31 protein-coding genes and 1 riboswitch are annotated in these 24981 nt (G+C 69.4%); of the genes, 20 read left to right on the top strand and 11 right to left on the bottom strand.

What is annotated here, in order from left to right; genetic code table 11:
• Positions 1 to 71 precede the first annotated feature (71 nt).
• From rpmB to cobA, 6 genes are all read left to right on the top strand, one after another.
• The gene (gene rpmB / locus NQK81_RS04030) at positions 72 to 308 is read left to right on the top strand and encodes a 50S ribosomal protein L28 (RefSeq protein WP_005149951.1); all 237 of its coding nucleotides are present in this window, start codon (positions 72 to 74) and stop codon (positions 306 to 308) included.
• Positions 308 to 475 carry a 50S ribosomal protein L33 gene (gene rpmG / locus NQK81_RS04025; RefSeq protein ID WP_016334057.1) on the top strand — a complete coding sequence of 56 codons (168 nt, stop codon included), beginning with the start codon at positions 308 to 310 and terminating at the stop codon, positions 473 to 475. Before rpmB ends, rpmG begins: the two co-directional genes overlap by 1 nt.
• Positions 475 to 780 (top strand): 30S ribosomal protein S14, encoded by a 306-nt coding sequence (gene rpsN / locus NQK81_RS04020; RefSeq protein WP_034306410.1) that lies wholly within the window; start codon positions 475 to 477, stop codon positions 778 to 780. The genes rpmG and rpsN overlap by 1 nt, the downstream gene beginning before the upstream one ends.
• Positions 777 to 1025: a 30S ribosomal protein S18 gene (gene rpsR / locus NQK81_RS04015; RefSeq protein WP_126732084.1), complete on the top strand. Its 249-nt coding sequence runs from the start codon at positions 777 to 779 to the stop codon at positions 1023 to 1025. Before rpsN ends, rpsR begins: the two co-directional genes overlap by 4 nt.
• Positions 1026 to 1089: 64 nt before the next feature.
• Complete coding sequence (locus tag NQK81_RS04010; RefSeq protein WP_126732083.1) at positions 1090 to 1497, top strand: ankyrin repeat domain-containing protein; 408 nt, start codon at positions 1090 to 1092, stop codon at positions 1495 to 1497.
• Between the two features lie 54 nt (positions 1498 to 1551).
• On the top strand, positions 1552 to 2769 hold the full coding sequence (cobA, locus tag NQK81_RS04005; RefSeq protein ID WP_257487082.1) for a uroporphyrinogen-III C-methyltransferase: 1218 nt from the start codon (positions 1552 to 1554) through the stop codon (positions 2767 to 2769).
• Here cobA and NQK81_RS04000 read toward each other — a convergent pair.
• Both NQK81_RS04000 and NQK81_RS03995 read right to left on the bottom strand, forming a co-directional pair.
• Entirely contained in the window at positions 2757 to 3311 is a 555-nt protein-coding gene (locus NQK81_RS04000) for a GNAT family N-acetyltransferase (protein ID WP_257487081.1), read from the bottom strand. The two genes, cobA and NQK81_RS04000, sit on opposite strands and share 13 nt — an antisense overlap.
• On the bottom strand, positions 3301 to 4188 hold the full coding sequence (locus NQK81_RS03995; protein ID WP_034306424.1) for an alpha/beta fold hydrolase: 888 nt from the start codon (positions 4186 to 4188) through the stop codon (positions 3301 to 3303). The genes NQK81_RS04000 and NQK81_RS03995 overlap by 11 nt, the downstream gene beginning before the upstream one ends.
• Positions 4189 to 4317: 129 nt before the next feature.
• On the opposite strand from NQK81_RS03995, the gene NQK81_RS03990 reads away from it, so the two are divergent.
• The 3 genes from NQK81_RS03990 (at position 4318) to NQK81_RS03980 (ending at position 7936) form a co-directional block, all read left to right on the top strand.
• Complete coding sequence (locus NQK81_RS03990) at positions 4318 to 5160, top strand: crotonase/enoyl-CoA hydratase family protein (protein WP_257487080.1); 843 nt, start codon at positions 4318 to 4320, stop codon at positions 5158 to 5160.
• Between the two features lie 40 nt (positions 5161 to 5200).
• Positions 5201 to 6904, top strand: coding sequence for an AMP-binding protein (locus NQK81_RS03985; RefSeq protein WP_306856028.1), 1704 nt, complete (start codon positions 5201 to 5203; stop codon positions 6902 to 6904).
• A 273-nt stretch (positions 6905 to 7177) separates the two neighbouring features.
• The gene (locus NQK81_RS03980) at positions 7178 to 7936 is read left to right on the top strand and encodes a D-Ala-D-Ala carboxypeptidase family metallohydrolase (RefSeq protein ID WP_257487079.1); all 759 of its coding nucleotides are present in this window, start codon (positions 7178 to 7180) and stop codon (positions 7934 to 7936) included.
• Position 7937: 1 nt separating this feature from the next.
• Here the strand turns inward: NQK81_RS03980 and NQK81_RS03975 are convergent, their stop codons facing one another.
• From NQK81_RS03975 to NQK81_RS03960, 4 genes are read right to left on the bottom strand one after another with little or no spacing between them, the layout of a single operon-like run.
• The gene (locus NQK81_RS03975; protein WP_192744482.1) at positions 7938 to 8570 is read right to left on the bottom strand and encodes an NUDIX domain-containing protein; all 633 of its coding nucleotides are present in this window, start codon (positions 8568 to 8570) and stop codon (positions 7938 to 7940) included.
• The gene (locus NQK81_RS03970) at positions 8567 to 9760 is read right to left on the bottom strand and encodes an adenylosuccinate synthetase (protein ID WP_257487078.1); all 1194 of its coding nucleotides are present in this window, start codon (positions 9758 to 9760) and stop codon (positions 8567 to 8569) included. The genes NQK81_RS03975 and NQK81_RS03970 overlap by 4 nt, the downstream gene beginning before the upstream one ends.
• Complete coding sequence (locus tag NQK81_RS03965; RefSeq protein WP_257487077.1) at positions 9757 to 10731, bottom strand: hypothetical protein; 975 nt, start codon at positions 10729 to 10731, stop codon at positions 9757 to 9759. Before NQK81_RS03965 ends, NQK81_RS03970 begins: the two co-directional genes overlap by 4 nt.
• Before the next feature lie 2 nt (positions 10732 to 10733).
• Positions 10734 to 11702 (bottom strand): adenylate cyclase, encoded by a 969-nt coding sequence (locus tag NQK81_RS03960; protein WP_257487076.1) that lies wholly within the window; start codon positions 11700 to 11702, stop codon positions 10734 to 10736.
• Between the two features lie 137 nt (positions 11703 to 11839).
• Here NQK81_RS03960 and NQK81_RS03955 point away from each other — a divergent pair, with 137 nt between their 5' ends.
• Positions 11840 to 12247 carry a hypothetical protein gene (locus NQK81_RS03955; protein ID WP_257487075.1) on the top strand — a complete coding sequence of 136 codons (408 nt, stop codon included), beginning with the start codon at positions 11840 to 11842 and terminating at the stop codon, positions 12245 to 12247.
• Positions 12248 to 12262: 15 nt separating this feature from the next.
• On the opposite strand, the gene NQK81_RS03950 is transcribed toward NQK81_RS03955, so the two are convergent.
• Both NQK81_RS03950 and NQK81_RS03945 read right to left on the bottom strand, forming a co-directional pair.
• Positions 12263 to 12643, bottom strand: coding sequence for a hypothetical protein (locus NQK81_RS03950; RefSeq protein WP_126732073.1), 381 nt, complete (start codon positions 12641 to 12643; stop codon positions 12263 to 12265).
• Between the two features lie 32 nt (positions 12644 to 12675).
• On the bottom strand, positions 12676 to 13194 hold the full coding sequence (locus NQK81_RS03945) for a hypothetical protein (protein ID WP_257487074.1): 519 nt from the start codon (positions 13192 to 13194) through the stop codon (positions 12676 to 12678).
• 308 nt (positions 13195 to 13502) lie between these two features.
• Between NQK81_RS03945 and NQK81_RS03940 the strand changes: the two genes are divergently transcribed.
• From NQK81_RS03940 to NQK81_RS03915, 6 genes are all read left to right on the top strand, one after another.
• The gene (locus NQK81_RS03940) at positions 13503 to 13736 is read left to right on the top strand and encodes a hypothetical protein (protein ID WP_199745527.1); all 234 of its coding nucleotides are present in this window, start codon (positions 13503 to 13505) and stop codon (positions 13734 to 13736) included.
• A gap of 37 nt (positions 13737 to 13773) precedes the next feature.
• Complete coding sequence (gene clsA, locus NQK81_RS03935) at positions 13774 to 14409, top strand: cardiolipin synthase ClsA (RefSeq protein ID WP_371878850.1); 636 nt, start codon at positions 13774 to 13776, stop codon at positions 14407 to 14409.
• 61 nt (positions 14410 to 14470) lie between these two features.
• Positions 14471 to 14854, top strand: coding sequence for a glycine cleavage system protein GcvH (gene gcvH, locus NQK81_RS03930; protein WP_192744476.1), 384 nt, complete (start codon positions 14471 to 14473; stop codon positions 14852 to 14854).
• A gap of 124 nt (positions 14855 to 14978) precedes the next feature.
• A complete protein-coding gene (gene garA / locus NQK81_RS03925; RefSeq protein WP_005150023.1) occupies positions 14979 to 15446 on the top strand; it encodes a glycogen accumulation regulator GarA in 468 nt (155 codons plus the stop codon).
• Positions 15443 to 16213 carry a transcriptional regulator FtsR gene (gene ftsR, locus NQK81_RS03920; protein WP_192744475.1) on the top strand — a complete coding sequence of 257 codons (771 nt, stop codon included), beginning with the start codon at positions 15443 to 15445 and terminating at the stop codon, positions 16211 to 16213. The genes garA and ftsR overlap by 4 nt, the downstream gene beginning before the upstream one ends.
• A 220-nt stretch (positions 16214 to 16433) precedes the next feature.
• On the top strand, positions 16434 to 16907 hold the full coding sequence (locus NQK81_RS03915; protein ID WP_005150031.1) for a bifunctional nuclease family protein: 474 nt from the start codon (positions 16434 to 16436) through the stop codon (positions 16905 to 16907).
• Between the two features lie 204 nt (positions 16908 to 17111).
• On the opposite strand, the gene NQK81_RS03910 is transcribed toward NQK81_RS03915, so the two are convergent.
• A complete protein-coding gene (locus tag NQK81_RS03910; protein WP_257489686.1) occupies positions 17112 to 17726 on the bottom strand; it encodes a TetR/AcrR family transcriptional regulator in 615 nt (204 codons plus the stop codon).
• A gap of 297 nt (positions 17727 to 18023) precedes the next feature.
• On the opposite strand from NQK81_RS03910, the gene NQK81_RS03905 reads away from it, so the two are divergent.
• Entirely contained in the window at positions 18024 to 18605 is a 582-nt protein-coding gene (locus tag NQK81_RS03905) for a MerR family transcriptional regulator (protein WP_005150040.1), read from the top strand.
• 46 nt (positions 18606 to 18651) lie between these two features.
• A riboswitch (glycine riboswitch) is annotated at positions 18652 to 18753 on the top strand.
• Between the two features lie 170 nt (positions 18754 to 18923).
• Positions 18924 to 21803, top strand: a complete 2880-nt coding sequence (gcvP, locus tag NQK81_RS03900; protein ID WP_257487073.1) for an aminomethyl-transferring glycine dehydrogenase — start codon at positions 18924 to 18926, stop codon at positions 21801 to 21803.
• 3 nt (positions 21804 to 21806) lie between these two features.
• Here the strand turns inward: gcvP and NQK81_RS03895 are convergent, their stop codons facing one another.
• Positions 21807 to 22169, bottom strand: a complete 363-nt coding sequence (locus tag NQK81_RS03895; RefSeq protein WP_126732067.1) for a nuclear transport factor 2 family protein — start codon at positions 22167 to 22169, stop codon at positions 21807 to 21809.
• A gap of 114 nt (positions 22170 to 22283) precedes the next feature.
• Between NQK81_RS03895 and NQK81_RS03890 the strand changes: the two genes are divergently transcribed.
• Together NQK81_RS03890 and NQK81_RS03885 are read left to right on the top strand one after the other, a co-directional pair.
• Positions 22284 to 23102: a helix-turn-helix domain-containing protein gene (locus tag NQK81_RS03890; RefSeq protein ID WP_257487072.1), complete on the top strand. Its 819-nt coding sequence runs from the start codon at positions 22284 to 22286 to the stop codon at positions 23100 to 23102.
• Positions 23103 to 23150: 48 nt separating this feature from the next.
• Entirely contained in the window at positions 23151 to 23975 is an 825-nt protein-coding gene (locus tag NQK81_RS03885; protein ID WP_257487071.1) for an aldo/keto reductase, read from the top strand.
• A gap of 294 nt (positions 23976 to 24269) precedes the next feature.
• On the opposite strand, the gene NQK81_RS03880 is transcribed toward NQK81_RS03885, so the two are convergent.
• Positions 24270 to 24956: a hypothetical protein gene (locus NQK81_RS03880; protein ID WP_257487070.1), complete on the bottom strand. Its 687-nt coding sequence runs from the start codon at positions 24954 to 24956 to the stop codon at positions 24270 to 24272.
• Positions 24957 to 24981 lie beyond the last annotated feature (25 nt).

The raw sequence follows: 24981 nt of genomic DNA, 5'->3' as shown, positions 1-24981 counted from the left end.
CGTCGAGGGCGTTCTGGTTCGGCTGTGTAGAGTAAATGAAAACGACAACCGATATCAACTTGGGAGGGTGTATGTCCGCCGTGTGCCAGGTCACCGGCCGCAAACCGGGTTACGGGAAGCAGGTGTCGCATTCGCATCGGCGCACGTCCCGGCGCTGGGAGCCGAACCTGCAGGCCAAGCGGTACTTCGTGCCGAGCGAAGGGCGCTGGGTCCGCCTGCGGGTCTCGGTGAAGGGCATGAAGACCATCGACAAGCGGGGGATCGAGGCAGTCGTGGCCGAGCTCCGGGCGAAAGGGGTGAAGCTCTGATGGCCAAGAGCACCGACATCCGGCCGATCATCAAGCTCCGCTCGACCGCGGGCACCGGCTACACCTACGTCACCAAGAAGAACCGCCGGAACGACCCGGACCGCATGGTGCTGCGCAAGTACGACCCGATCGCGCGCAAGCACGTCGAGTTCAAGGAGGAGCGCTGATGGCCAAGAAGTCGAAGATCGCCAAGAACGAGCAGCGCAAGGTGATCGCCGCCCGCTACGTCGAACGACGGCGTGAGCTGAAGGCCACCATCGCCTCGCCCTCCGCGTCGCCCGAGGAGAAGGCCGCGGCCGTGTCGGCCCTGCAGGCGATGCCGCGCGATGCCAGCGCGACCCGGATCCGCAATCGCGACACCGCCGACGGCCGCCCGCGTGGCTACCTGCGGAAGTTCGGGCTGTCGCGCGTCCGGATGCGGCAGATGGCGCACAACGGCGAACTGCCCGGCGTCACGAAGTCGAGCTGGTGAGCGCGATGGGCAAGGCAGGCCGCGACCGTCCCTTCAAGCGCAAGACGAACATCTTGCACGCCAACAAGATCACCGAGGTCGACTGGAAGGACGTCGACCTGCTGCGGAAGTTCATCTCCGACCGCGGCAAGATCCGTGCCCGCCGGGTCACCGGGCTGACGCCCCAGCAGCAGAAACAGGTCGCCACGGCGATCAAGAACGCCCGCGAGATGGCGTTGCTGCCCTACCCCAACGCGGGGCGCTGACGCCACCGGTCCGGGCGGTGCGACGCGCCGCCCGGACCGCGGCCCCTGTGGAAGAATCGAGTCCATGACGGAGAACCCCGGACAGGCCGAGGAATTCGATCCCGAACTGCTGGAGTTGTGGGCCAAGGTGTTCGGCTTCGCCCGCTCGGGCGCCACGGCCGAGATCGCCGCGTACGTCGACGCCGGCATTTCGGCGAACCTGACCAACGACCGGGGCGACACGCTGGTCATGCTCGCCGCCTACCACGGACACGCCGAGACCGTCGCCGCGCTGATCGAACGCGGCGCCGATCCGAACCGCCAGAACGACCGGGGACAGAGCCCACTGGCCGGCGCGGTGTTCAAGAACGAGCCCGAGGTCGTGAAGGCGCTCCTGAAGGGCGGCGCGGACGCGACGGCGGGGGAGCCGTCGGCGATCGACGCGGCCAGGATGTTCGGCAACACCGAACTGCTGGCACTGCTGGAGAGCTGAGGCGGTTCTCACTCGGATCGCGGTCCGGGGCGCTGAATCCTTACACTGCCCCGCATGGATGACCCGCATTACCTCTCCGGCCTCGACCTGGCAGGCCGTCGTGTCGTGATGATCGGTGGCGGGACGGTCGCCCAGCGCCGCCTGCCGCGGTTGATCGGTGCCGGCGCGCGGGTCGAACTGGTCTCGCCGCACACCACGCCGTCGGTGAGCGCCATGGCCGACGCGGGCGAGATCGTCTGGCACGAGCGCCGCTACACCGAGGGCGACCTCGCCGACGCCTGGTACGCGCTGGCGTGCACGAACGATCCCGAGGTCAACGCCGCGGTCTGCGCCGAAGCCGAGCGCGCGCGGGTGTTCTGCGTCCGCGCCGACGACGGGGATCTCGGCAGCGCGGTCACCCCGGCCTCGGGCAGGCACGGAGGGCTGCTGGTCGGCGTGCTCTCCGGCGGCGAGCCGCTGCGGTCGGCCACCGTCCGGGACAGCATCCTCGACGGACTCCGCGCCGGTACCGTCGCCGACGGCCGCGTCCCGGACGTCCACGGCGACCTCCCGGGGGTCGCCCTCGTGGGCGGTGGCCCCGGGGATCCGGAACTGATCACCGTGCGCGGGCGCCGTCTCCTCGCCAGGGCCGACGTCGTCGTCGCCGACCGGCTGGCCCCGCGCGAACTGCTCGACGAACTCGCGCCCCACGTCGAGATCGTCGACGCCGCGAAGATCCCGTACGGCCGCGCCGCCAGCCAGGACGTGATCAACTCCACCCTGATCGAGCGGGCCAAGGCCGGCAAGTTCGTCGTGCGGCTCAAGGGCGGCGACCCGTACCTCTTCGGCCGCGGCTTCGAAGAAGTCCTCGCCTGCGCCGAAGCGGGCATCCCGGTGACGATGGTCCCCGGCATCACGAGCGCGTTCTCCGTCCCCGCCGCGGCGGACGTCCCGGTGACCCACCGCGGCGTCGCCCACGAGGTCGTGGTGGTGTCCGGCCACGTCGCACCGGACGACGAGAAGTCGCTGGTGGACTGGGATCTGCTGGCGAAGATGCGCGGCACGATCGTGTTGATGATGGGTGTCGAGCGACTCCCGCTATTCGCCAAGGCGCTCCAGGCGGGGCGGCCCGGCGACACGCCGGTGGCGATCGTCGAGGACGGCACCATGCGCACGCAGCGGGTACTCCGCTCCACTTTGGACAAGGTGGTCGAGGACGCGGCGGCGGCCGGGGTGCGGCCGCCCGCGGTGATCGTCTTCGGCCCGGTGGCGGGGCTGGCTCAGCCCTCGTAACCGGGGTCCGAGACGTAGAACCAGTCGGTCCCGTCGTCGCCGGGGGTGTCGAGGTGCCCGGCGCGGACCAGCCCGGCCCGCAGCGCCACCCGCTGTGACGCGACGTTCTCCGGCCGGACGCGCGCGATCACGAGGTCATCCGGCCGGTGGACGCGGGCCCAGTCCACCGCCGCGGTGGCGGCCTCGCTGGCGTATCCGGCACCCCAGGACGAGGGAAAGAAGCGATAGAAGAGGTTCAGCACCGGGCGCCGCCGGAAGCCGACGATCTTCACCCCGCAGAAGCCCAGCGGTTCCGCCGAGTCGTGCCGCCGGACCGTCCAGTACCCGAAGCCGTACCGGTTCCACTGGTGTGACCAGCGGAGCAGGAGCAACTCCGCCTCTTTCCGCGTCTCCACCAGGTCCGAGGGGTTGTGCGCGCAGGCCGCGGGATCGGTGTGGAGCGCGAAGATCGCGTCGAGGTCTGCGGGACCCGGGCGGCGCAGGAGCAGCCGCCCGGTCCGCAGTTCCTCCGCGTCGCGGACCGGCGCCGGGTCAGCGGTCATGACAGCGAGCGGAGAAGTCCGCGATGGCTTCGGTCAGTCGGGTCGGGTCGAAGCGCAACTCGACCGGGCTGCGGGCCTGGACGAACTCGGCCGCCGGCATGTCCGCGGCCAGCGTGTCGGCGTCGCCGAAGGGGTGGATCGGGTCGCGCTCGTGCCCGATGACCAGCGCCGGTGTCTCGATCTTGCGCCGGATCGACTTGGGCGGCGCGATCCGGCCGAACAGCACCCCGTGCAGGAGTGCGGCCATCGGCGCGGGCTCCTGGGACAGCGTGTCGGTGACGACGTCGACCCACTGGTTGCCGTGCGGCACGAGCTTCGCCGCCAGCGCCACGCCCTGCACGGTCACCGGCAGGAACCGGGCGGCCATGAGCAGCGGCGCGAACGTGATCAGCCCCGCGACGATGGCGTTGTCCAACACGGGCATCTCGACGACCAGGCCCAGAGCGCGCTCGGGGGCGGCGACGCCCACCTCGAGCGCGACGTTGGCACCGAGAGACGTCCCGCCGACGACGGCCGCGTCGATCTCCAAGTGGTCGAGCAGCGCGACGGTCTGCTCGGCGAACGCGGGCATCGAGTACAGCCAGGATTCGGTGGGCCGGTCCGAATCGCCGTGCCCGAGCAGGTCGAGGGTCACCACGCGGAAACCGGCGCGCGCCAGCCTGCGGGCGAGCGGGGCGTGCATCCGCCTCGTCAGCATGATGCCGTGGGTGAGGACGACCACCCGGTCGCCGGAGCCGAACTCGGTGTAGGCGAGCCGGTGACCCTCATGGGTGAAGGATCCCGACAGTTCGATCGGCCGGGAAGATCGTTCGCGCCCACGCGCGGTGCTCGGAGCGGGCAGGTCGGCGACCGCGGTGGCGCTGCTGGCCGGGCTCATGTCCCACCGTCCCTTCGTCGATCGTCGGTACTCACCGGTAGTACTCGTCGGTATTAGGAAAGCATCTCCGGGGCGGCCAGGCACAGTGGCCGTTGGCAGCCTGTCAATCACATGAGTCAAGATGACCTCATGACCGCTACAGCTGACAGTCTTCCCGATCTCGTTTCGCTCAAGGTGGAGATCGACGGGCACGTCGCCGAAGTGACGCTGCTCGGTCCGTCCAAGGGCAACGCGATGGGCCCCGATTTCTGGCGTGAGCTGCCGATCGTCTTCCGGGCGCTCGACGCGGACCCGCAGGTCAGGGCGGTCGTGCTGACCGGGAGCGGCAAGCACTTCTCCTACGGGCTCGATCTGCCGGCCATGATGCCCAGCTGGGGCGAAATGCTCGGCGGCGACGCCCTCGCGGGTCCGCGGACCAAGTTCCTCGACGAGGTCAAGACCCTTCAGGCGAGCGTCTCCTCGATCGCGGAATGCCGCAAACCGGTCATCGCGGCCATTTCCGGCTGGTGCATCGGTGGTGGCGTCGACGTGATCGCGGCCGCGGACATCCGCCTGGCGAGCGCCGACGCGAAGTTCAGCGTGCGCGAGGTCAAGGTCGCGATCGTGGCCGACCTCGGCAGCCTGCAGCGGCTCGCGCCGATCATCGGCGAGGGGCACCTGCGCGAGCTGGCCCTCACCGGCAAGGACATCGACGCCGCCCGCGCGGAGAAGATCGGCCTGGTCAACGACGTCCACCCGGATCAGGACACCCTGCTGACCGAAGCCCGCAAACTGGCGGCGGAGATCGCCACGAACCCGCCCCTGGTCGTGCAGGGGACCAAGAACGTGCTCTCGGCCAACACCGAACGCCAGGTCGCGGACGGCCTGCGTTACGTGTCGGCGTGGAACGCGGCGTTCCTGCCCAGCAAGGACCTCGGCGAGGCCGTGCAGGCGTTCCTCGAGCGGCGCGCGCCCGAGTTCAAGGGAGAGTAGAAAGAACCGGCGGCCCTACCAGCGGACCAGGAGGACGATCGTGAGCGCTTCGGAGGCATACCGCACGTTCCGCGAGGCACGGGACTACCTGCTAGCCCATCGCGAGGACTACGACACCGCCTATCGCGACTTCACCTGGCCCCGGCCCGCCGAGTTCAACTGGGCGCTGGACTGGTTCGACGTCGTCGCGGCCGACCCGGCCAACCAGGACCGGTACGCGCTGTGGATCGTCGAAGAGGACGGCATCGAGAACCGCTGGACCTATCCGGAGATGGCGCGGCGGTCCAACCAGGTCGCGAACTGGCTGCGCTCGCTCGGCGTGGCCAGGGGCGACCGGCTGATCCTGATGCTCGGCAACCAGGGCGAGCTGTGGCAGACGATCCTCGCCGCGATCAAACTGGGCGCCGTCATCATCCCGGCCTCGACCCTGCTCGGCCCGGCGGATCTCACCGACCGGGTCGAGCGGGGTGCGGCGAAACACGTGGTGATCCGGTCCGTCGACGCGCACAAGTTCGAGAACGTCGAGGGCGACTACACGCGCATCGCCGTCGGGGAGCCGGTCGAGGGCTGGCGGTCCTTTGTGGACGCCTACGAGGAACCGGAAACCTTCACGCCCGACGGCCCGACGGCCGCGGAGGACCCGCTCCTGCTGTACTTCACCTCGGGGACCACCGCGAAGCCGAAATTGGTGCAGCACACGCAGGTCTCGTACCCGGTCGGTCATCTGTCCACAATGTACTGGATCGGCCTCGAACCGGGCGACGTCCATCTCAACATCTCCTCGCCCGGTTGGGCGAAACACGCCTGGAGCAACGTCTTCGCGCCATGGAACGCCGAGGCGACGGTGTTCCTGTACAACTACGCGCGGTTCGACGCGGTCTCCTTGATGGCGCAGATGGACCGGTGCGGTATCACCAGCTTCTGCGCCCCGCCGACGGTGTGGCGGATGCTCATCCAAGCGGATCTGACCGTGCTGAAGACGCCGCCGCGCAAGGTGGTCGGCGCGGGAGAGCCGCTCAACCCCGAAGTGATCGACCAGGTCGAAAAGGCTTGGGGCGTCACGATTCGCGACGGTTTCGGGCAGACGGAGAGCAGTGTCCAGATCGCCAACACGCCCGGGCAGGACGTCGTGCCGGGTTCGATGGGCCGCCCGCTGCCCGGTTTCACCGTGGCGCTCGTGGACCCCGTCACCGGCGAACGGGCGCAGGAGGGCGAGATCTGTCTCGATCTCGAAAAGCGACCCGTCGGGCTGATGGCCGGGTACGCCGACGACGAGGAACGTTCCGCCGCGGCCTTCGCGAACGGCTTCTACCACACCGGTGACGTCGGCTCGATCGACGAACGCGGCTACATCACCTACGTGGGCCGCACGGACGACGTCTTCAAGGCCTCCGACTACCGGATCTCGCCGTTCGAACTGGAAAGTGTCTTGCTCGAACACGAAGCGGTCGCCGAAGCGGCCGTCGTCCCCGCGCCCGACCCGATCCGGCTCGCGGTACCGAAGGCGTATGTCGTCCTGACGAACGGACACGAACCGACAGCCGACACCGCGGTGTCCATCCTGGCCTTCTGCCGTGAACATTTGGCCCCGTACAAGCGAATTCGCCGGCTGGAGTTCACCGAACTGCCGAAGACGATCTCCGGCAAGATCCGGCGCGTCGAACTTCGCGGCCGCGAGAACGAGGCCGACGGCCGTCCGGCGGGGGAGTTCCGCGAGGAGGACTTCCCGCAGCTGAAGGGCTGACCGGCCCGAACTCCGTAACTCGCGTGCTTGAACACGTAACTCGCGTGTTTGAAGGCGTAACTCGCCCAGCCGGTGAGTTACGCCTCCAAGCACGCGAGTTACGTCTCCAGACACGCGAGTTACGTCTCCAGACACGCTTGACGGACGGGGCCGTGTGGGTCGAACGACCCACAGCGCGGTAACCGGAACCGCGTTAGCATCCTCGGCAGTGAATCGTTGACAACCCGTGGGGGTCACGGGTCTCACCTTCCCTGCTTGAAAGGTGTTCCTGTCATGCGCATTCGTTTCCTCCTGCCGATGCTCGCCCTCGTGGCCGGGCTTGGTACCGCGGTGGCCGCTCCGGCCGCCGCCGATCCTGGCCCGGTGACGACGGGCGAAGTGTCCGTCGCCGACGCCTGTTACTCCTGGGGACGCACGTTGTCCCAGGGCGCGTCCGGTGAGGACGTCCGGCAACTGCAGATCCGCGTCGCCGGCTACCCCGGTTACGGGGGTGTGCTCGCCATCGACGGCCAGTTCGGCGCGGGCACCAAGGCCGCGGTCACCCGCTTCCAGCAGGCCTACGGGCTGGCCGCGGACGGCATCGCCGGATCGGCCACGTTCAGCAAGCTCTACGCGTTGCAGGACGACGACTGCACGCCGGTCAACTTCACCTACGCGGAGCTGAACCGGTGCAACTCCGACTGGTCCGGCGGCAACGTCTCAGCGGCGACGGCGAAGGCCAACGCACTGGTCTCGATGTGGAAGCTGCAGGCGATGCGGCACGCCATGGGCGACCGGCCGATCGACGTCAACGGCGGTTTCCGCAGCGTCGCCTGCAACAACGCCGTCGGCGGGGCGACCAACAGCCGTCACCTCTACGGCGACGCGGTCGACCTCGGGGCGGGCTCGCAGGGCTTCTGCGGGCTGGCCAGGCAGGCCCGCAACCACGGGTTCAGTGAGATCCTCGGCCCGGGCTACCCCGGCCACAACGATCACACCCACGTGGCACACCGGTCGACGCGGTTCTGGTCGGCGTCCTCCTGCGGGATCTGAGTCACTCCCAGCGCCACAACGACGGCGGCCGTCCTCCCTTGGGGAGGGCGGCCGCGTGTTCGGTGGTGCGCCGCAGACCGGGGACCCGCTCCATGGTCCGGCCGAGGTTGGCCGGATAGGGGCGGTCCCCGGTCAGCGCTTCGGTGACGTCCAGCGCCTGCGCCGTCGTGAAGATCCGCCCCAGCAGCCCGGCGGTGAAGGCGACGTCCCGCCACAGCCGTTCGGCCAGCATCGGACGGCAGTCCGCCACGATCCGGTCGTGGTCGAACGCCAGCGGCGGGACCTCGTCCAGCGGAGCCCACACCACGTTCCCCGGCTCGTCGAGCGCGGGATCCACCGTGGCCCACAAGGCGATGGAGAGCGTGGGGCCGCGGGGATCACGGTTCGGCTCGTCGAAGGTGGCGAGCTGTCCCGTGGCCGAGACGGCGTCGGGCGAGAGGCCGAGCTTCCCGACCACCGCCCGGTGCGCCGCCTCCCTCAGCCGCTCCCCGAGCCCGAGCAACACCCCTGGCAAGGCGAGTTCACCGGCGAACGGCTCGGCGGCTCGCGGCGCGATTCCCAGCAGTACTTTCCTGGTGCCGGGCGCGAACCGCACCACGAGCACGTCAACGGACACCGGCGTCGACTCGATCACGCGTTGATTGTCGACCTTGCCTCCGTGACCCGGTAACCGGCCCTGTCCGGACCGTACCCGGCGACGGGCACCGGCAGCCGCTCGCCGAACCACGCCAGCGGATCCGGCAGGTCGACGGCGGGGGAGCCGTCCCCGGGCACGACCTTCAGCCCGGTTGCGTCGAGGTGCGTCACCGCGAGCGCGTCCACGCCGTCGCAGGCCGCGATCGCGTAGTCGAGCAGGGCCGCGTCGAGATGACCGGCCCGCCACGCGCCCTGGAACTCGCCGGTTTCGTTGTGCGCCTCAGGAAAGCGGGCGAGCACGGCGGCGGACTCGGTCGGCAGCGGTCCCGCGCCGTGCCGGGTGAGGTACGTCCGCGTGACGCCCAGGACGGCGTGCGGGCGCCCGGCCAGCAGCGCGCGAGCGTTGTGCGGCGTGGTGGTGGACCAGGTCGTATGCGGGTGGAATCCGTGGTACTGGTCGAGGAGAGCCCCCTGCGCTCCCTCGAAGACCAGCCGTCCGGAATCCGCCAGCCGTCCCGTTTCGTCCCCGTCGGTGATCCGCACCGCGTCCGCGAAATCCCGGTACAGCGCCACCAGTTCGTCCACGCCGTGCGGTGGCGTGGCGAGCGGAGCGTAGAACCGGGCGAGCGCGTCCAGCTTGCGCCGCAACACCGACGGGTCGGCGCAGTCGGCGACCGTGGGCGCTTCCCCCGGCGTCCCGATGACCTCCTGGTTTTCCACTACCTCGCCCGGCACGGCCCCCGGCAGCAGCGAATACCAGACGGTCTCCCCGATGCCCTTGCCGCACGAGCCGTGCCGGTTCGCGCCCCGGGCCTCCTCCCTCGCCCGGTTGGCGTGGATGTGGAACGGGGTCGTGAGCAGGGCCCGGCCGTCCACGCTCAGCAGCGAGAGCGGATTCCGGACGCCGACCGCTTCGAGCCGCCGCGCCTCCGCGGCCAGCGCGAACGGCTCGACCAGCACGAACCGTGAGAGGTGGGTGGGCACGCCGGCGAACGTGCCCGCCCCGAACTGGCTGAACGTGTGGTGCCGCCCGTCCACGACGACGTTGTGCGCGGCCTGCGCGCCGCCGTTGAAGCGGACCACGGCGGTGGTGGGCCGGGCGGCGCAGAGCGCGTCGACCACCGCGCCCTTGCCTTCGTCGCCGAAGCCGAGCCCGACCACCACCACGTGTCCGTCCAGGAGACTCATCGCAGCACCACGTCGCTTGGCCCACCCGGCTCCGGCACGGCCGAGGTGACGACCGATTTGGCGCCCAGCTTCGCCAGCGCCTTGCCGACCGCCTTGCTTTCGGCGACCGAGCCGACGTCCGCGAGATCGGCGAGCGCCCGGTCGACGTCGACGACCCGCTCCTCCAGCCCGATGGTGGCCGCGATCAGTTCGCACACCGCGCCGGGATCGTCGAGCTTCAGGAAGTTCTGGCCGAGCAGATCGCTCCAGTGCTCGCCGATCTGCGGGTCGTTGTAGTACGAAGACTGGTTCGGCAGCACGAAGTAGACGTGCCACTTGCGGGCCAGCTCCCGGTACACCGAGGCCGGGTCGATGTCCTCCCGCACGTCGTCCCCGATCACGCGGCGGATGTGGCGCGCCTCCAGCGCCGGCTTGTTCAGCTCGTCGCCGATGATGAACAGGTAGCCCTTGCGGCCGCGGTTCTGCCACGCGTCGGTCACGACGTGCCGGGCCATGAAGTACGCGGCCAGTTCGTAGGACTCGCTCTTCTGCCCGCCGCCACCGCCTTCGAGGAAGATCGTGCGCAGCTGCTCGTCCATCCGGTTGTCCGATTCGAACTGCCCGACCTGCAAGGGAACCCGGTCGCTGTCGGCGTCGCCGATCGCGCCGAACATCACCTGCGGGTCGGCCAGGTACCCCCGGCGCTTCAGCAGGCCGTGCAGCTTGCCGAGCTTGCCCTGCATGACCCGCGGTACCCGGCGCATCGAGCCGGTGACGTCGAACAGCACCGCGATCGGCGTCGAATCGGTGTGGTCGGCCGAATCCCGGCATTCCCGGACGGCGTTCAGCGGGTCGAGCGCCGGTGCGACCTTCCAGTCTTTCGCGGGCTTGGAGCGGAGATCGGCGGTGTAGCCGAAGTCGTCCTCGCCCTTGGCCTTCCGGAAGGTCTTCGCGGCGGCGTAGGCGTTGTCGTCCCAGTGTCCGTGTCCCATGGTCAGGCTCCTGTCTCGGGGATGGTGAAGGGTCGGAAGGTGCGGGGGCCGTAGAGGTCGTCGAGCAGCGCGTCGTACTCGTCGAGCAGATCGGCGGCGTCGGGTCGTTGCGCCGGAGCTTCCTGCGTGCACCAGGTCGCGAACTCGCGTTGGCGGGTTTCGTCCGGTGCAAGGAGTTCCAGCATCATGCGGTGGAGCATGTGAACGTCGGTGGCTGTGGTCACCGGAAGTCCTTTGTGGACTTCCGGTGGGTAGTGGATGGACTTGTCCGCCGCCAGCGGGAGCACACCGTCCTCGACGGCGAAGGACCACCCGACGACGACGATGCCGTGTTGTCCCGGATGGACGAGCACGTTGTCCGCGGTGAGGTGGCCGTGGACGACACCCGCCCGGTGCGCGCCCGCCACGGCACGCAGGAGGCGGCGGTGCATCCACGCGTAGTCGCGGCCGTCGAGCCCGCCGGGAAAGGCCTTCCCGATATCGGCGAGGGTGACGAACCCGTCGACGAGCGGATCGAGGACGCTGAACGCTCGGTCGCCCCTGGCCACCGGACCCGAGGTGTCCAGCAGTCGCGGGTAGTAGGGGCGCAGCCATCGGTGCCGTTCGGTGAAGCCGTCGAGCTTGCGTAGCGCCGTCCACTCGGCGTGGATCAGCGGGTTGAGCGCCGGGTCGCGGACGAGTTTCACCAGATGCGGCCCGGTCGTCCGGTAGGTCGTCGCGACACTGCCCACCGCGTGCGGCGCGGTGAGGGTGTACGCCGACGTCGCCGTGGTGACCGTCTGGCGCCGGGAGCGTTTCCAGTCGTCGTGGAGGCGGTTGAGGGTGGCGGCGGCGCGGTGGGCGCGCTCGTCGCCGGGGTTGCGGTCGGGGTGGAGAACGGCCGCCAGTTCGCGGTAGCGATGGCGCGCGAACAGAGCGGCCGCGTCGACCGTGTTCTCGATCATCGTCACGGCGTCTTCCCTGGTGAGCATAGTTTGAGTCTAGACGACTCTTACCTGGGTTCGCAAGGGGGTGGGTACAAATCCCGTGCCGTGCCGCCACGTCGGCGAATAGCCTGGAACGGCCGAACGAAAGGACTTTCTTGTCAGGTGAACCGCGGAGTTCCAAGATGCCCGCCCGGACGCTGCTGGCCGGGATCCCGCTCGTCTTCCTGTTGTGGGTGACCGGGGAAGCCCTCGCCGACCGTGTCCGCGAACTGGATACCGGGCAGGACGTCACGGTCACCGGCGTCTCCGGATGCGTCGAGGACGGCCCGCCGATGAGCGGCCGGTTTCCCTATTGCACGGCCAAGTGGCGGTTCGACGACGGGCGCACCGGTCACGGGAGGATCGACGGCGAAAGAGTCGAGAAAGGCGACCGGATCTTCGCCGTCGACGGATTCGCCTACTCGTCGAGGTCCAATCGGGTCTTGAGTCTGTGGATGGTCGTGCTGTGCGGCCTGGTCTTGCTGGGCATGCTGATCGGACTCGGTGTCCTGTACCGGATGGACCGGAGTCGGCGGCGTCGCGAGCGGTGACGCCGCCGGGTGTTCTCAGCTCCGGGTGGCTTCGATCTGGCGCTCGTCCTCGGTCGAGCAGCTCGTCACCGGATCGTTCGGCCCGCTCCCGCAGGTCCAGGGGCCGACCACCACGGGGCCGGGCCCCTGCGGTGACGCCGCCTCGGCCGGCGTCAGCTTGGCGAAGTACTCCGTGAGCACCTGCGTCGCTTCGGCGCACTCGGCCTTGCCGCGGACGACGACCTTGTTCTTCGCGCCCTGGAATCCGGTGACCTCGCCACAGGGCGTACCGGCCAGGACCTGATCGGCCGCGGGGGCGGGGGAGGGCGGCGGCGCGGCGGCGGGAGCGGGGTCCGCGCCGCAGCCGCTCAGCAGGACGACGGCGAACGCGGCGGGGAGCACGGCGAGGCTCTTCATGGGCCCTTCTTCTCGAGGATGGTTCATCCGGTTCATTCCACGGGGACGACGGCGGCGAACACGTTCTGATCGCCCTTGCTGCAACTGGTTCCGCCCTGCGCGGCGGGAGCGCCGGAGACGCACAGCCAGCCGTCCACGGTCTCGCTGACCGGTTCGTCCGAGCCCGCGGACTGCCGTCCGGCGATCGTCTTGTGGAACGAACCGACGATCCCGGTCGCGTCCGCGCACGAGACCCCGGGGCCGTTGAGCACCTGCAGGGTCAGCCCGCTGGCCGCGGTGACCGTCCCGCACGAACCCTGAACCGGTTCAGCGGGTTTCGGCTGGGAGGTGGGAACCGGGGCGGCGGACCGGCTCGGCGCGGTCTGCGACGGGATCGGCGGCACCGGCACGCTGGACACCGCGGTGGGAAGCGAGGGCGGCGAGGCCGACATCAAGGTGACAGGCGGTGGCGGATCTTCGCCCGAACAGGCGGCGAGCGTTCCGACGGCGGCACAGACGGCGCAGGCCGCGAACAGGCGCCGCCACGTTCCCATGGTGGTCGAGACGGGCAAGGCGATCCTTTCGTCGGCCGGTCGTGGCCGGCCCATTCTCACCCGGCCGGGCCCGATCCCGTGGCATTGAGCCACGTTCGATTCGCGGGAGGCTATCGCGCCCCCGCCGCCGTGCTTCGTGAGGACCGCCCGGTGACTGTCCATTGTGGACGATTAACATGCCGTTCACAGCGCGACAACATCCTGCTGTCGTTGCGAACCGATCGGACGAATCCGGCGTGGAGCCGTTAACGCGCGGCCCCGTTCTGCCGAAAACAAAGGTAGCGCTCCGGCGTGTCCCAGTCCCCGTCACCGAAACCGTGAGAGCGATGAAGACCGACGAACAGACCGACCCCGCGTCACCCCAGGCCACCGCACCGGCGAGCACGGAACTGCCACCGACGGCACCGTGCACCGTCGTCTGGTGTGGCGGCCGCCCGTACGTCCTCGAAACCTCCGCCGGCCACAACCGCTGGATGGGCACCGATCACCGGGGCAGGCCCGTGGCGCTGACCAGCGCGGACCTGCAACGCCGCGGCTGGACCCACACCCGGGCCAGCTGACGCGGGAGGACCTGCCGCCGCTGGCTAGGCTGAGCGGGTGAGTACGCCCCCCGAACCGAGCGTGACCAGCGAAGAGCCTTCCCTGCTGCGGCAGGCCCTGAATGTTCCCAACATGCTTTCGATCCTCCGGCTCGCCGGGGTGCCGGTCTTCCTGTGGCTGCTCCTCGGCCCGAAGGAGGACGGCTGGGCGCTCGCGCTGCTCGTGTTCAGCGCGCTCACCGACTGGCTCGACGGCAAACTCGCCCGCTGGCTCAACCAGATGTCCCGGCTCGGCCAGCTGCTCGACCCCGCCGCCGACCGGCTCTACATCCTCGCCACCCTCATCGCCTTCCTGATCCGCGACATCATCCCGTGGTGGCTGGTGGTCCCGCTGGTCGTCCGCGAGGCCGTCCTCGGCGTCTGCGTGCTGCTGCTGCGGCACCGCGGGTTCGCCCCGCCGGAGGTCACCTACATCGGCAAGGGCGCCACCTTCGTGCTGATGTACGCCTTCCCGTTCCTGCTGCTCACCCAGGGCGGTTCCGACATCGCCGCGATCGCCCGCCCGATCGGCTACGCCTTCACGGCGTGGGGCGCGGTGCTGTACGTCTATTCGGGCGTGCTGTACGTCGTCCAGACGGCACGGGCGCTGCGAACGGCCGATCCCGCCGAGTTGCGGGAGGCGCCGGGCGCGTGACCCGGCGGGATGCGAAACTGCGCGCGTCGGTTTCGAGCGAGGGCAAGAAAGGGGAGCGGCGTTGTCCACTCCAGAAGAACTGCGGTACACCGAGGAACACGAGTGGGTCTCCGTGCGCGACGGAGGGCTCGTGCGCGTGGGCATCACGGAGTACGCCCAGGACCAGCTCGGTGACGTGGTGTTCGTCGAACTGCCCGAGGTCGGCAAGCAGGTCGGTGCGGGCGACGCGTTCGGCGAGGTCGAGTCGACCAAGAGTGTTTCGGAGCTGTTCGCCCCGCTCGACGGCGAGGTGGTCGCGGTCAACGACGCGGTGACCGAGTCACCCGAGCTGATCAACAGCGACCCCTACGGCGAAGGCTGGCTGATCGAGCTCCGGCTCGACGACGCGAGCTCGGTGGAATCCCTGCTGGAGGCCGAGGCGTACCAGGCGCTGATCAAGGAATAGCCGCAGGCCGCGGCCCTTCGGGAAGAGTAGGGGGAGCCGCGGGCCGGAGATTCGATCAGGCACGGTACGTTTGACTCCACACGTTCTTGAGTAGTGGCAACACACATGCGTTAGGAGAGCTCAGGTGAGCACGAACGACGGGCCCGGCGTTCCCCCGGAGCAGTCTCCGGAGCGGACTTCTGTCTTCCGGGCCGACTTCCTGGCCGACGTCGAAGGCACTGAGGCTCCTCCGGCTGCCGAGGCCCCCGTCCAGGGTGTGGACGCGCTGCCCGCGGGTTCCGCGCTGCTGGTCGTCAAGCGGGGCCCGAACGCGGGTTCGCGCTTCCTGCTGGACCGCGACACCACCAGCGCGGGACGGCACCCGGACAGCGACATCTTCCTCGACGACGTCACGGTCTCCCGGCGCCACGCCGAGTTCCGCCGTGAGGGTGGCGAGTTCGTCGTCATCGACGTCGGCAGCCTCAACGGCACCTACGTCAACCGCGAGCCGGTCGACCAGGCCGTCCTCGCCGGTGGCGACGAGGTGCAGATCGGCAAGTTCCGCCTGGTCTTCCTGACCGGCCCGGGTCACGGGGGCCAGGGGGCACGGTGACGGCGGCCGGGCGGCCTGATCGGGATGCGTCGCAGCGCGATGGGTTGAGCATCGGGGCCGTGCTGGCACAGCTGCGCGGCGACTTCCCCGATGTCACCATCTCCAAGATCCGGTTCCTCGAGGCGGAGGGTCTGGTCCAGCCGGGCCGGACCCCGTCGGGGTACCGGCAGTTCGCTCCGGCGGACGTGGAGCGGTTGCGGTTCGTCCTGTCCGCCCAGCGGGATCACTACCTCCCGCTGAAGGTCATCAAGGAACAGCTGGACGCGGCGGATCAGGGCGCCGCGTCCGCCGAGCACACCGCGGCGATGCCGCGGCTGCCGCGGAAACTCGTGTCACTCGACGCCCCCGGGGAGAACGGCGGACTGCCGTCCCCGGGGGACTTCGAGACCGATCGCGAGATCAGGCTGACCGAGGAAGATCTGCTCCGCCAGGCCGGAATCGACGCCGCCACCCTGGCTGAGCTGCGGCAATACGGTCTCGTCCGCCCGGGAGCGGCGGGGTTCTTCGACCCGGACGCGGTCCTCGTGGCGAAGACCGTGAAGGCGATGACCGAATTCGGTATCGAGCCGAGACATCTGCGTGCCTTCCGGGCCGCGGCCGACCGCGAGGTGGGCCTGCTGGAGCAGATCGTGACCCCGGTGTATCGGCATCGTGACGAGGACGCCCAGGCGAGGGGCGACGAGGTCGTCCGGGAGCTGGCCGCCTTGACCGTGGCGTTGCACACGCTCTTGGTGAAGGCCGGAATACGGGCTGTCACAGGCGGTTGAACGGCTTCGGGGCACCGGGAGCCGTTGTCGGGCCACTTGTCAATGCCTGAATGTTCGGCACCCTATGCCGTACCGTGAGAGTTGGGTTTGCCACGGGCGAACCGAGAATGTCGGAGACAGCGAGCACAGCGCTCGGAAGACGGGTAGCGTCGGGACTGCCGTCGCTTGGTCGTCGAGACAAGCGTTGCAGCCCGTGCGCACGAGAGGGAGGCGAAGCCCGATGAGCGAGATGCGCGTCGTCGGCGTGCGGGTGGAGCTACCCGCGAATCAGCCGATCTTGTTGCTGCGGGAAACCGAAGGCGAGCGTTACCTGCCGATCTGGATCGGCTCGGTCGAGGCCACCGCCATCGCCTTGGAGCAGCAGGGAGTCCGCCCGGCCCGTCCGCTCACCCATGACCTGCTCAAGGAGGTCATCGGAGCGCTGGGCCGCGAGCTGGAGCAGGTCGTCATCACCGATCTGAAGGAAGGCACGTTCTTCGCGGAGCTGGTCTTCGACGGGGACATCCGGGTTTCGGCCCGCCCGAGCGATTCGGTGGCGCTGGCGCTGCGGGTCGGGGTGCCCATCCACGCCGTGGACGCGGTGCTGGAGGAAGCGGGCCTCATCATCCCCGACGAGCAGGAGGACGAGGTCGAGAAGTTCCGCGAGTTCCTCGACTCGGTCTCGCCGGAGGACTTCCGCGGCGCGGACACCTGATCCCGAGACTTGGACGAAGGGGCGGCACCTGATGGTGCCGCCCCTTCGTCGTACGTGCGTTTGGTCCTCTGAATGCGTTCGCGAATGCTTCTTGTACTTCGGCGTGGTGCGAAGGCCGAGTTTCCTCGGCTGAGCCGAGGCAAGGGGCCCTTCACGCGCGGCCGCTGTGACTGCCCTCACGGACTTCCGCATGACGGCCGTGGCTCAGGCGGCGGTCGCCTTGACGAAGAGGTCCGCCAGCTCGCGCCCGTACCGCTCCAGGTCCAGCCTCGGATCCGCCGCGAACTTCGCCGCGACACCGTCGATGGTCTGCGCGATCGACAACGCCATCACGTCCGGCGCGAACTCGCCGAAAGCGCCTTCCTGCTGTCCCTGCCGCAGCTGACGTTCGAGCCGGCCGGTCCGGAACTCTTCGACCAGCGGCGCCGACATGAACCAGCCCTCGGCGTCCGAGCCGCTCGAACCCATCTCGACCATGACCCGCACCAGTTCCGGGTACGAGCCGAGGAACGCGATCTCCGACTCGATGTAGCCGCGCAGCAGCCCGGCCCGGTCGGTCGTGCCCTGGATCCGCTCCTCGAGGAACTTGTCCTTCATCCCGGTCGCGGTGGTGACCACGGCCTGCATCAGGCCCGCCTTGTTGGTGAAGTGGTACGAGATGATCCGGGTGCTGGACAGCCCGGCCCGTTCCTTGATCTTCGCGAACGACGTCTTGTGGTACCCGAGGTCGGAGATCGTCGCGATCGTCGCCCCGATGATCTGGGCCCGCCTGGCCGCCTCGGTGACCGACAGCCCCAGCTCCGCCTGGACCTCTTGCATGGCGCTCTGCGTGGAGGGAGTTACTTGCATGAGTAAAAATTAACACGTCTGAGTAAAAGTGGCAACGGTGCAGCCGAACGGGGGACTGTGCTCGACAAGCCTCAAGAAGAGCTTGAGGTGGACCGCGCGTCGCGTTGACCGGTTTGCCGGACGCGCTTACCGTCAATGGAGGTGAATCGCCAAGGTGTGATTCGGATGTCTGGGGCATTCGTCTTGACGAGGAACTCCGGTGCGGGCTCACGTGGGTCCGCGCGGCTTTGTTCGCCGGCCGCCAGGTCGGGCGAGGGGAGGCATGGCGTGGTCGAGGCTGGTAGCCCTCAAGAGCCGCTCGTTCCGGTCGCTGACGGCGAGCAGGGCGAGCTGTTCCCCGACTCTTCCCTCCCGGACGAACTCGTCGGTTACCGCGGTCCCGCCGCCTGCCAGATCGCCGGGATCACCTACCGGCAGCTCGACTACTGGGCCCGCACGAAGCTGGTCGCGCCGAGCATCCGCACGGCGCACGGCTCCGGTTCGCAGCGGCTCTACTCGTTCAAGGACATCCTCGTCCTGAAGGTCGTCAAGCGGCTGCTCGACACCGGCGTCTCTCTGCAGAACATCCGCGTCGCCGTCGACCACCTGCGCCTGCGCGGCGTCCGCGACCTCGCCAAGGTCACCCTGTTCTCCGACGGCACCACCGTCTACGAGTGCACCTCGCCCGAAGAGATCGTCGATTTACTCCAGGGCGGGCAGGGTGTCTTCGGGATCGCGGTCAGCGGCGCGATGCAGGAGATCAGCGGCACCATCCACGAGTTCCCGGCCGAGCGGGCCGACGGCGGCGTGATCGAAACGGTCACACCGGACGAGCTCACGCAGCGCCGCAACGCCCGTCGCACCGGCTGATCATGAGGCCGCGGACGCGGCAGGGTAGGCTCACTTCCGCGGTCGACGAATCCGCGCGGGAGAGACCGAGCCGATAACCGTTGAGCTCGGCGCCGAAGGAGCAAGTCCTCCCCGGAACCTCTCAGGCACCCTGGACCGCGCGGAAGAGACGCCTCTGGAAAGTGGTTCGCCAGGTCACAGCCTGGCGGCCCCGCCGACGGTGCAAGCCCGGCTCAACACTCGGGCGAAACTCTCAGGCGCCCCCACGGGGGTACGGACAGAGTGGGGAGGGCCAGGACAATCGTCCCGGCCCCACCCCCGCGTCTTGGGAGGTCCCCGATGGAGCCCGGTTCACTGGCCGCCCTCGAATCCGGAACCCCCTTCGCGGACCGGCACATCGGCCCCGGCGCTGAAGAGCTCGCCCGCATCCTCGACGTCGTCGGCGTCGCCTCCCTGGACGAGCTCGCCGAGCGGGCCGTCCCCGCGTCGCTGCGGGAGTCCGCGGCACCGCTGGAGCTGCCGCCGCCCGCCACCGAGACCGGCGCCCTCGCCGAGCTCCGCGCGCTGGCCGCGCGCAACCGGCCGATGGTCCAGATGATCGGCCTCGGCTACCACGACACCGTGACCCCGCCGGTGATCCGCCGGAACGTGCTGGAGAGCCCGGCCTGGTACACCGCGTACACGCCGTATCAGCCGGAGATCTCGCAAGGCCGCCTCGAAGCGCTGCTGAACTTCCAGACCATGGTCTCCGACCTGACCGGCCTGCCGATCGCTAACGCCTCCATGCTGGACGAGGCGACCGCCGCGGCCGAGGCGATGACGCTGGTCCGCCGGGCGGGCAAGGCGAAGTCGAACCGGTTCGTGGTCGACGAGGACACCCTTCCGCAGACGATCGAGGTCCTGCGCACCCGCGCCGAGCCGCTCGGTATCGAGCTGGTGACCGCGGATCTGTCCCAGGGCATCACGGGGCTCGGGCTCGGCGGGGACTTCTTCGGCGTGCTGCTGTCGTATCCGGGCGCGTCGGGTGTCGTCCGCGAATGGGAGCACACCATCACCGAGGCCAAGGCGCAGGGCGCGGCGGTGGTGATGGCCGCGGATCCGCTGGCGCTGACCCTGCTGCGGTCGCCCGGAGAGCTCGGCGCCGACGTCGCGATCGGATCCACGCAGCGGTTCGGTGTCCCGATGGGCTTCGGAGGGCCGCATGCGGCGTATCTCGCCGTCCGGCAGGGGCTCGAACGGCAGTTGCCCGGACGGCTGGTGGGGGTGTCGAAGGACGCCGACGGCGCGCCCGCGTACCGGCTCGCGCTCCAGACCCGTGAGCAGCACATCCGCCGCGAGAAGGCGACGAGCAACATCTGCACCGCCCAGGTGCTGCTGGCGGTGATCGCGTCGATGTACGCGGTGTACCACGGTCCCGAAGGCCTGCGCGCCATCGCGAACCGCGCGCACCGGATGGCCACGGTGCTCGCGGCGGGGCTCGCCGAGAACGGTGTGGACGTCGTGCACTGCGAGTTCTTCGACACCGTGACGGTCTCCGTTCCGGGGCGTGCGGCGGGGATCGTCGGCACGGCCAGGGAACTCGGGGTCAACCTGCGGCTCGTGGACTCCGACCATGTGGCCGTCGCGTGTGACGAGACGACGACCCGCGAGCATCTTTCCCTGGTGTGGAAGGCGTTCGGGATAGCGGTGTCCGATGTGGACTCGCTCGACGCGGACACCGCGGACGGCTTCCCGCCGGATCTGCGCCGCACCAGCGACTACCTGACGCATCCGGTCTTCCACGCGCATCGCTCGGAGACGGCGCTGCTCCGGTACCTGAGGTCGTTGTCCGACAAGGACGTCGCGCTCGACCGGAGCATGATCCCGCTCGGCTCCTGCACGATGAAGCTGAACGCCACGGCCGAGATGGAGCCGATCACCTGGCCCGAGTTCGCCGGGCTGCACCCGTTCGCGCCCGCCGAAGACGCTGCGGGGCTGCTCACCGTGGTCAAGGATCTGGAGCGGTGGCTCGCCGGCATCACCGGCTACGACGCGGTGTCCCTGCAGCCGAACGCCGGAAGCCAGGGCGAGTTCGCCGGACTGCTGGCGATCCGCGCCTATCACCGCGAACGCGGGAACGCGGCACGCGACGTCTGCCTGATCCCGTCCAGTGCCCACGGGACGAACGCGGCCAGCGCGGTGATGGCCGGAATGCGGGTGGTCGTCGTGAAATGCGACGACGAGGGCAACATCGACCTCGGTCATCTTCGGTCCACTGTGGACGAGCACGCGGACGACCTGGCCGCGATCATGATCACCTACCCCTCGACGCACGGCGTCTACGAGGACACCGTCCGCGAGGTCTGCGCGCTGGTGCACGACGCGGGCGGCCAGGTGTACGTCGACGGCGCGAACCTGAACGCGCTGATCGGCGTGGCGCAGTACGGGAAGTTCGGCGCCGACGTCTCACATCTGAACCTGCACAAGACCTTCTGCATCCCGCACGGTGGCGGCGGGCCGGGTATCGGCCCGATCGGTGTCCGCGCGCATCTGGCGCCGTACCTGCCGAACCACCCGCTGCAACCCGACGCCGGCCCGGCCACCGGGGTGGGCCCGATCAGCGCCGCGCCGTGGGGGAGCGCGTCGATCCTGCCGATCTCCTGGGCCTACGTCCGGATGATGGGCGCCGACGGCCTGCGGCGCGCGACGCTGACCGCGGTCGCGAACGCCAACTACGTCGCGAAACGTCTCGCCGCGCACTATCCGGTGCTGTACTCCGGGCACGAGGGGCTCGTGGCGCACGAGTGCATCCTCGATCTCCGCGCGATCACCAAGCGGACCGGCGTCACGGTCGACGACGTCGCCAAGCGGCTGGCCGACTACGGACTCCACGCGCCGACGATGTCCTTCCCGGTCGCGGGCACGCTCATGGTCGAGCCCACCGAGAGCGAGGACCTCGGCGAACTCGACCGGTTCTGTGACGCGATGATCGCGATCCGCGGCGAGATCGAGAAGGTCGCCGCGGGGGAGTGGCCGGTGGCCGAGAGCCCGCTGCGCAACGCCCCGCACACCGCGCGCTGTCTCGCGGGCGAATGGGATCGGCCGTACAGCAGGGAGATCGCGGTGTTCCCGGCCGGGTTCACCGCGTCGAAGATCTGGCCCCCGGTGCGGCGGATCGACGGGGCCGCTGGCGACCGCAACCTCGTCTGCTCCTGCCCGCCACCGGAGGCCTTCGCCTGAGGGTCAGCCGGGCATCTTGTCGAGAAAGCCCAGCACCTGCTTGATCCGCCCGTCCTCGACGGTGATGACGTCGAAGCCGATCGCCAGCGGCTCCTCCGCGCCGTCGGGGCCGAGGTACCACTGGAACCGCGCGATGTCGTGGTGCGCGTCCGGGGCCGAGGGCAGGCTGAACCGCAAGCCCGCGAACTGGGCCTGGGCGCCGGCGATGAAGCCGTCGACGCCCTCGTGGCCGGTGACCGCGCCGAGCGGGTCGGTGTAGGCGGCGTCCTCGGTGAACACTTCGGCGATGAGCGCGCGGCGCTTGTCCGCGTCGGTCTCGTTCCACACGGCGATGTACTGCTCGGCGACGCGCTGGATGTCCGACATGGTGTCTCCTCGTTTTCCTGTGGGGTAACCGATGCCGCAACTCTGTCGGCTGAAGCGGGCCCCGTCGATTACGCGGGAGGTAATCGCGGCGCGACACCCGGGGTGCGTAGGTTCGTGATCGTGACGACCACAGTGACCGCGGGCCGCCCCGTCGGCGAGCTACTCCGCGAATGGCGTGACCGCCGCCGGATCAGCCAGCTGGACCTCGCCATCTCGGCGGACATCTCCACCCGGCATCTGAGCTTCGTGGAGACCGGCCGCTCCAAGCCCAGCCGGGACATGGTGCTGCGGCTCGGCGAGCACCTGGAGGTGCCCTTGAGGGAACGCAATCAGCTGTTGCTGGCGGCGGGTTACGCGCCCGCGTACGCCGAAAGCGGCCTCGGCGCCCCGGAAATGGCGGCGGTCCGCAAGGCGGTCCGGCAGCTGATGACCAGCCACGAGCCGTACCCGGCCGCCGTCGCCGACCGCTGGTGGAACCTGGTCGACGCCAACGCGAGTATCTCGATCATGACCGGCCTGGTCTCGCCCGCCTTGATGACGCCGCCGGTCAACGTCCTGCGGGTGACGCTGCATCCGGAGGGGATGGCGCCGCACGTGCTGAACCTGGGGGAGTGGCGCGCCCATCTGCTCGGCAGGCTGCGGCGGCAGGTGATCCAGACGGCCGACCCGGCGCTGACCGAACTGCTGGAGGAACTGCTCTCCTATCCGTGCGCGGATCCCGTCCCCGAGGTGGAGGTCCCCGGGCCGGGTGACATCTTCGTCCCGTTGAAGCTGCGGCACGAGGACGCCGAACTCACCTTCTTCAGCACGGTCTCCACCTTCGGGACGCCGTTGGACGTCACGGTCGCCGAGCTGGTGATCGAGTCCTTCTTCCCGGCGGACGCGGACACGGCGGAATATCTGCGCGCGTACGCGGCGCGCGGGGTGGAATGATGCCGGGAAAGAAGCCCTGCCACAGACTCCAGTGAGGATTCCTCTTCCATGGCCGTGCCTTCCGTCGTCCTGAACAACGAGGTAGCCATCCCCCAACTCGGTTTCGGCGTCTGGCAGGTCCCCGCGGGCGACACGGCCAAGGTCGTCCGGACCGCCATCGATGCCGGATACCGCAGCATCGACACCGCCGCGTCCTACGGGAACGAAGCCGGTGTCGGCGAGGCGATCCGGTCGGCGGGAGTACCCCGCGACGAACTGTTCATCACCACGAAGCTCCCGAATCCGGGCCACGGCTACGACGAGGCGCTCCGTGCCTTCGACGCCAGCCTCGCGGAACTCGGCCTGGACCGCGTGGACATGTACCTGATCCACTGGCCGACACCCGCCCGCGGGAAGTACGTCGAAACCTGGCGGGCGCTGGAAAAGCTCTACGCGGACGGCCGGGCGCGCGCCATCGGGGTGTCGAACTTCCACGTCCCGCATCTGCGGCGGCTGTTCGACGAGACCGGGATCGTGCCCGCGGTCAACCAGGTCGAGCTGCACCCGCGACTGCAGCAGAAGGCACTGCGGGAGTTCCACGCCGAGCACGGCATCGTCACCGAGGCCTGGAGCCCCCTCGCCCAGGGATCGCTGCTCTCGGACCCGACACTGACCGCCCTCGCCGCCAAGTACGGCAAGAGCCCGGCACAGCTGGTGCTGCGCTGGCATCTGCAGCTCGGCACGGTCGCGATCCCGAAATCCGTGACGCCGTCCCGGATTCGCGAGAACTTCGATGTCTTCGATTTCGAACTGGCCGAGGACGATCTCGCGGCCCTCGCCGAGTTCGACGACGGGACGCGCACCGGGCCGGACCCGGACACCTTCGGCTCCTGAGCCTTGTTTGCCTCAAGTACATGAAGGCCCCGTTCCTTGCGCCAGGCGCAAGGAACGGGGCCTTCATGTACTTGAGGTAGGTGCGAAGGTCGAGTTTCCACGGCTGAGCCGAGGGAAGGGGTCCTTCACGCGCAGTCGTTGTGGCTAATGGTGCCTGTGGGGCGAATGCGGCGATTGTCGAGTCCGTGAAGGCCACGGCGGTCAGCACTGACGCCCTTGCCGCTCACGAGGACCGAGGTACGGGAAAGGCCCCTTCCCGAGCGGCGAAGGGGCCTTTCCCGTGGTTCGAGGGGCTCAGGTGGCCTTGATACCCGCGGCGGCGAAGTCGGCCTGCTGGGCCGGCTGCTGCAGGTACTGACGGAAGGTCTGAGCGGCGCGCATCTGGACCTCGTCGATGCTCTTGCCGGCGAGGCCGACGAGCGGGTAGTCGGCCGAACGCGCCGTCGCGACCGACTGGGCGGGCGACCCGACCAGCGCGGGTTTGGCGGTGTTCAGCTCGGTCACCCAGTAGGTGGACTCGGGGATCCACGCGGCGGGGAGGCCGCCGATGGAGTCCAGGTTGGTCCGGCCGACGAGGCCGTCGAGCACGGAAGCGGAGGACAGCGCGTCGACCTGGATGACCACGCAGTGGTCGCGGACCACGGTCGCGGCGTTGTTCCACCGCTCGGCCGCCGCTCGCACGGGCTTTTCGATGCTGGGGGTGACGATGATCCGCATCGGGGTGTCGCCGGCGCTGCACGCCTTGGCCTGGGCTTCGGCACGGGTGTTGAGCTCGCCGTCGGCCCAGTTCCAGCCGAACACGCCGATCGCGACCAGGACCACGAGGACCAGGCAGGCGATCGGCCATTTGGCGATCCGGCGCCGCGGGGCCTTCTTCCCGACGATCCGGTGTGAACCGGTCGCCTCACCGCGGCCCTGAGGCCGCTTCGGCGGGTCGAGGGGATGCGGCACCGGCTCCTCGACCGCGCTGTGTCGCCCCATCGTTGTCCTTTCGAAACGTGCGCGC

The sequence above is a fragment of the Amycolatopsis roodepoortensis genome, from assembly GCF_024628825.1.
Lineage (GTDB): Bacteria > Actinomycetota > Actinomycetes > Mycobacteriales > Pseudonocardiaceae > Amycolatopsis > Amycolatopsis roodepoortensis.
This window is presented reverse-complemented; position numbering and strand designations above follow the sequence as displayed.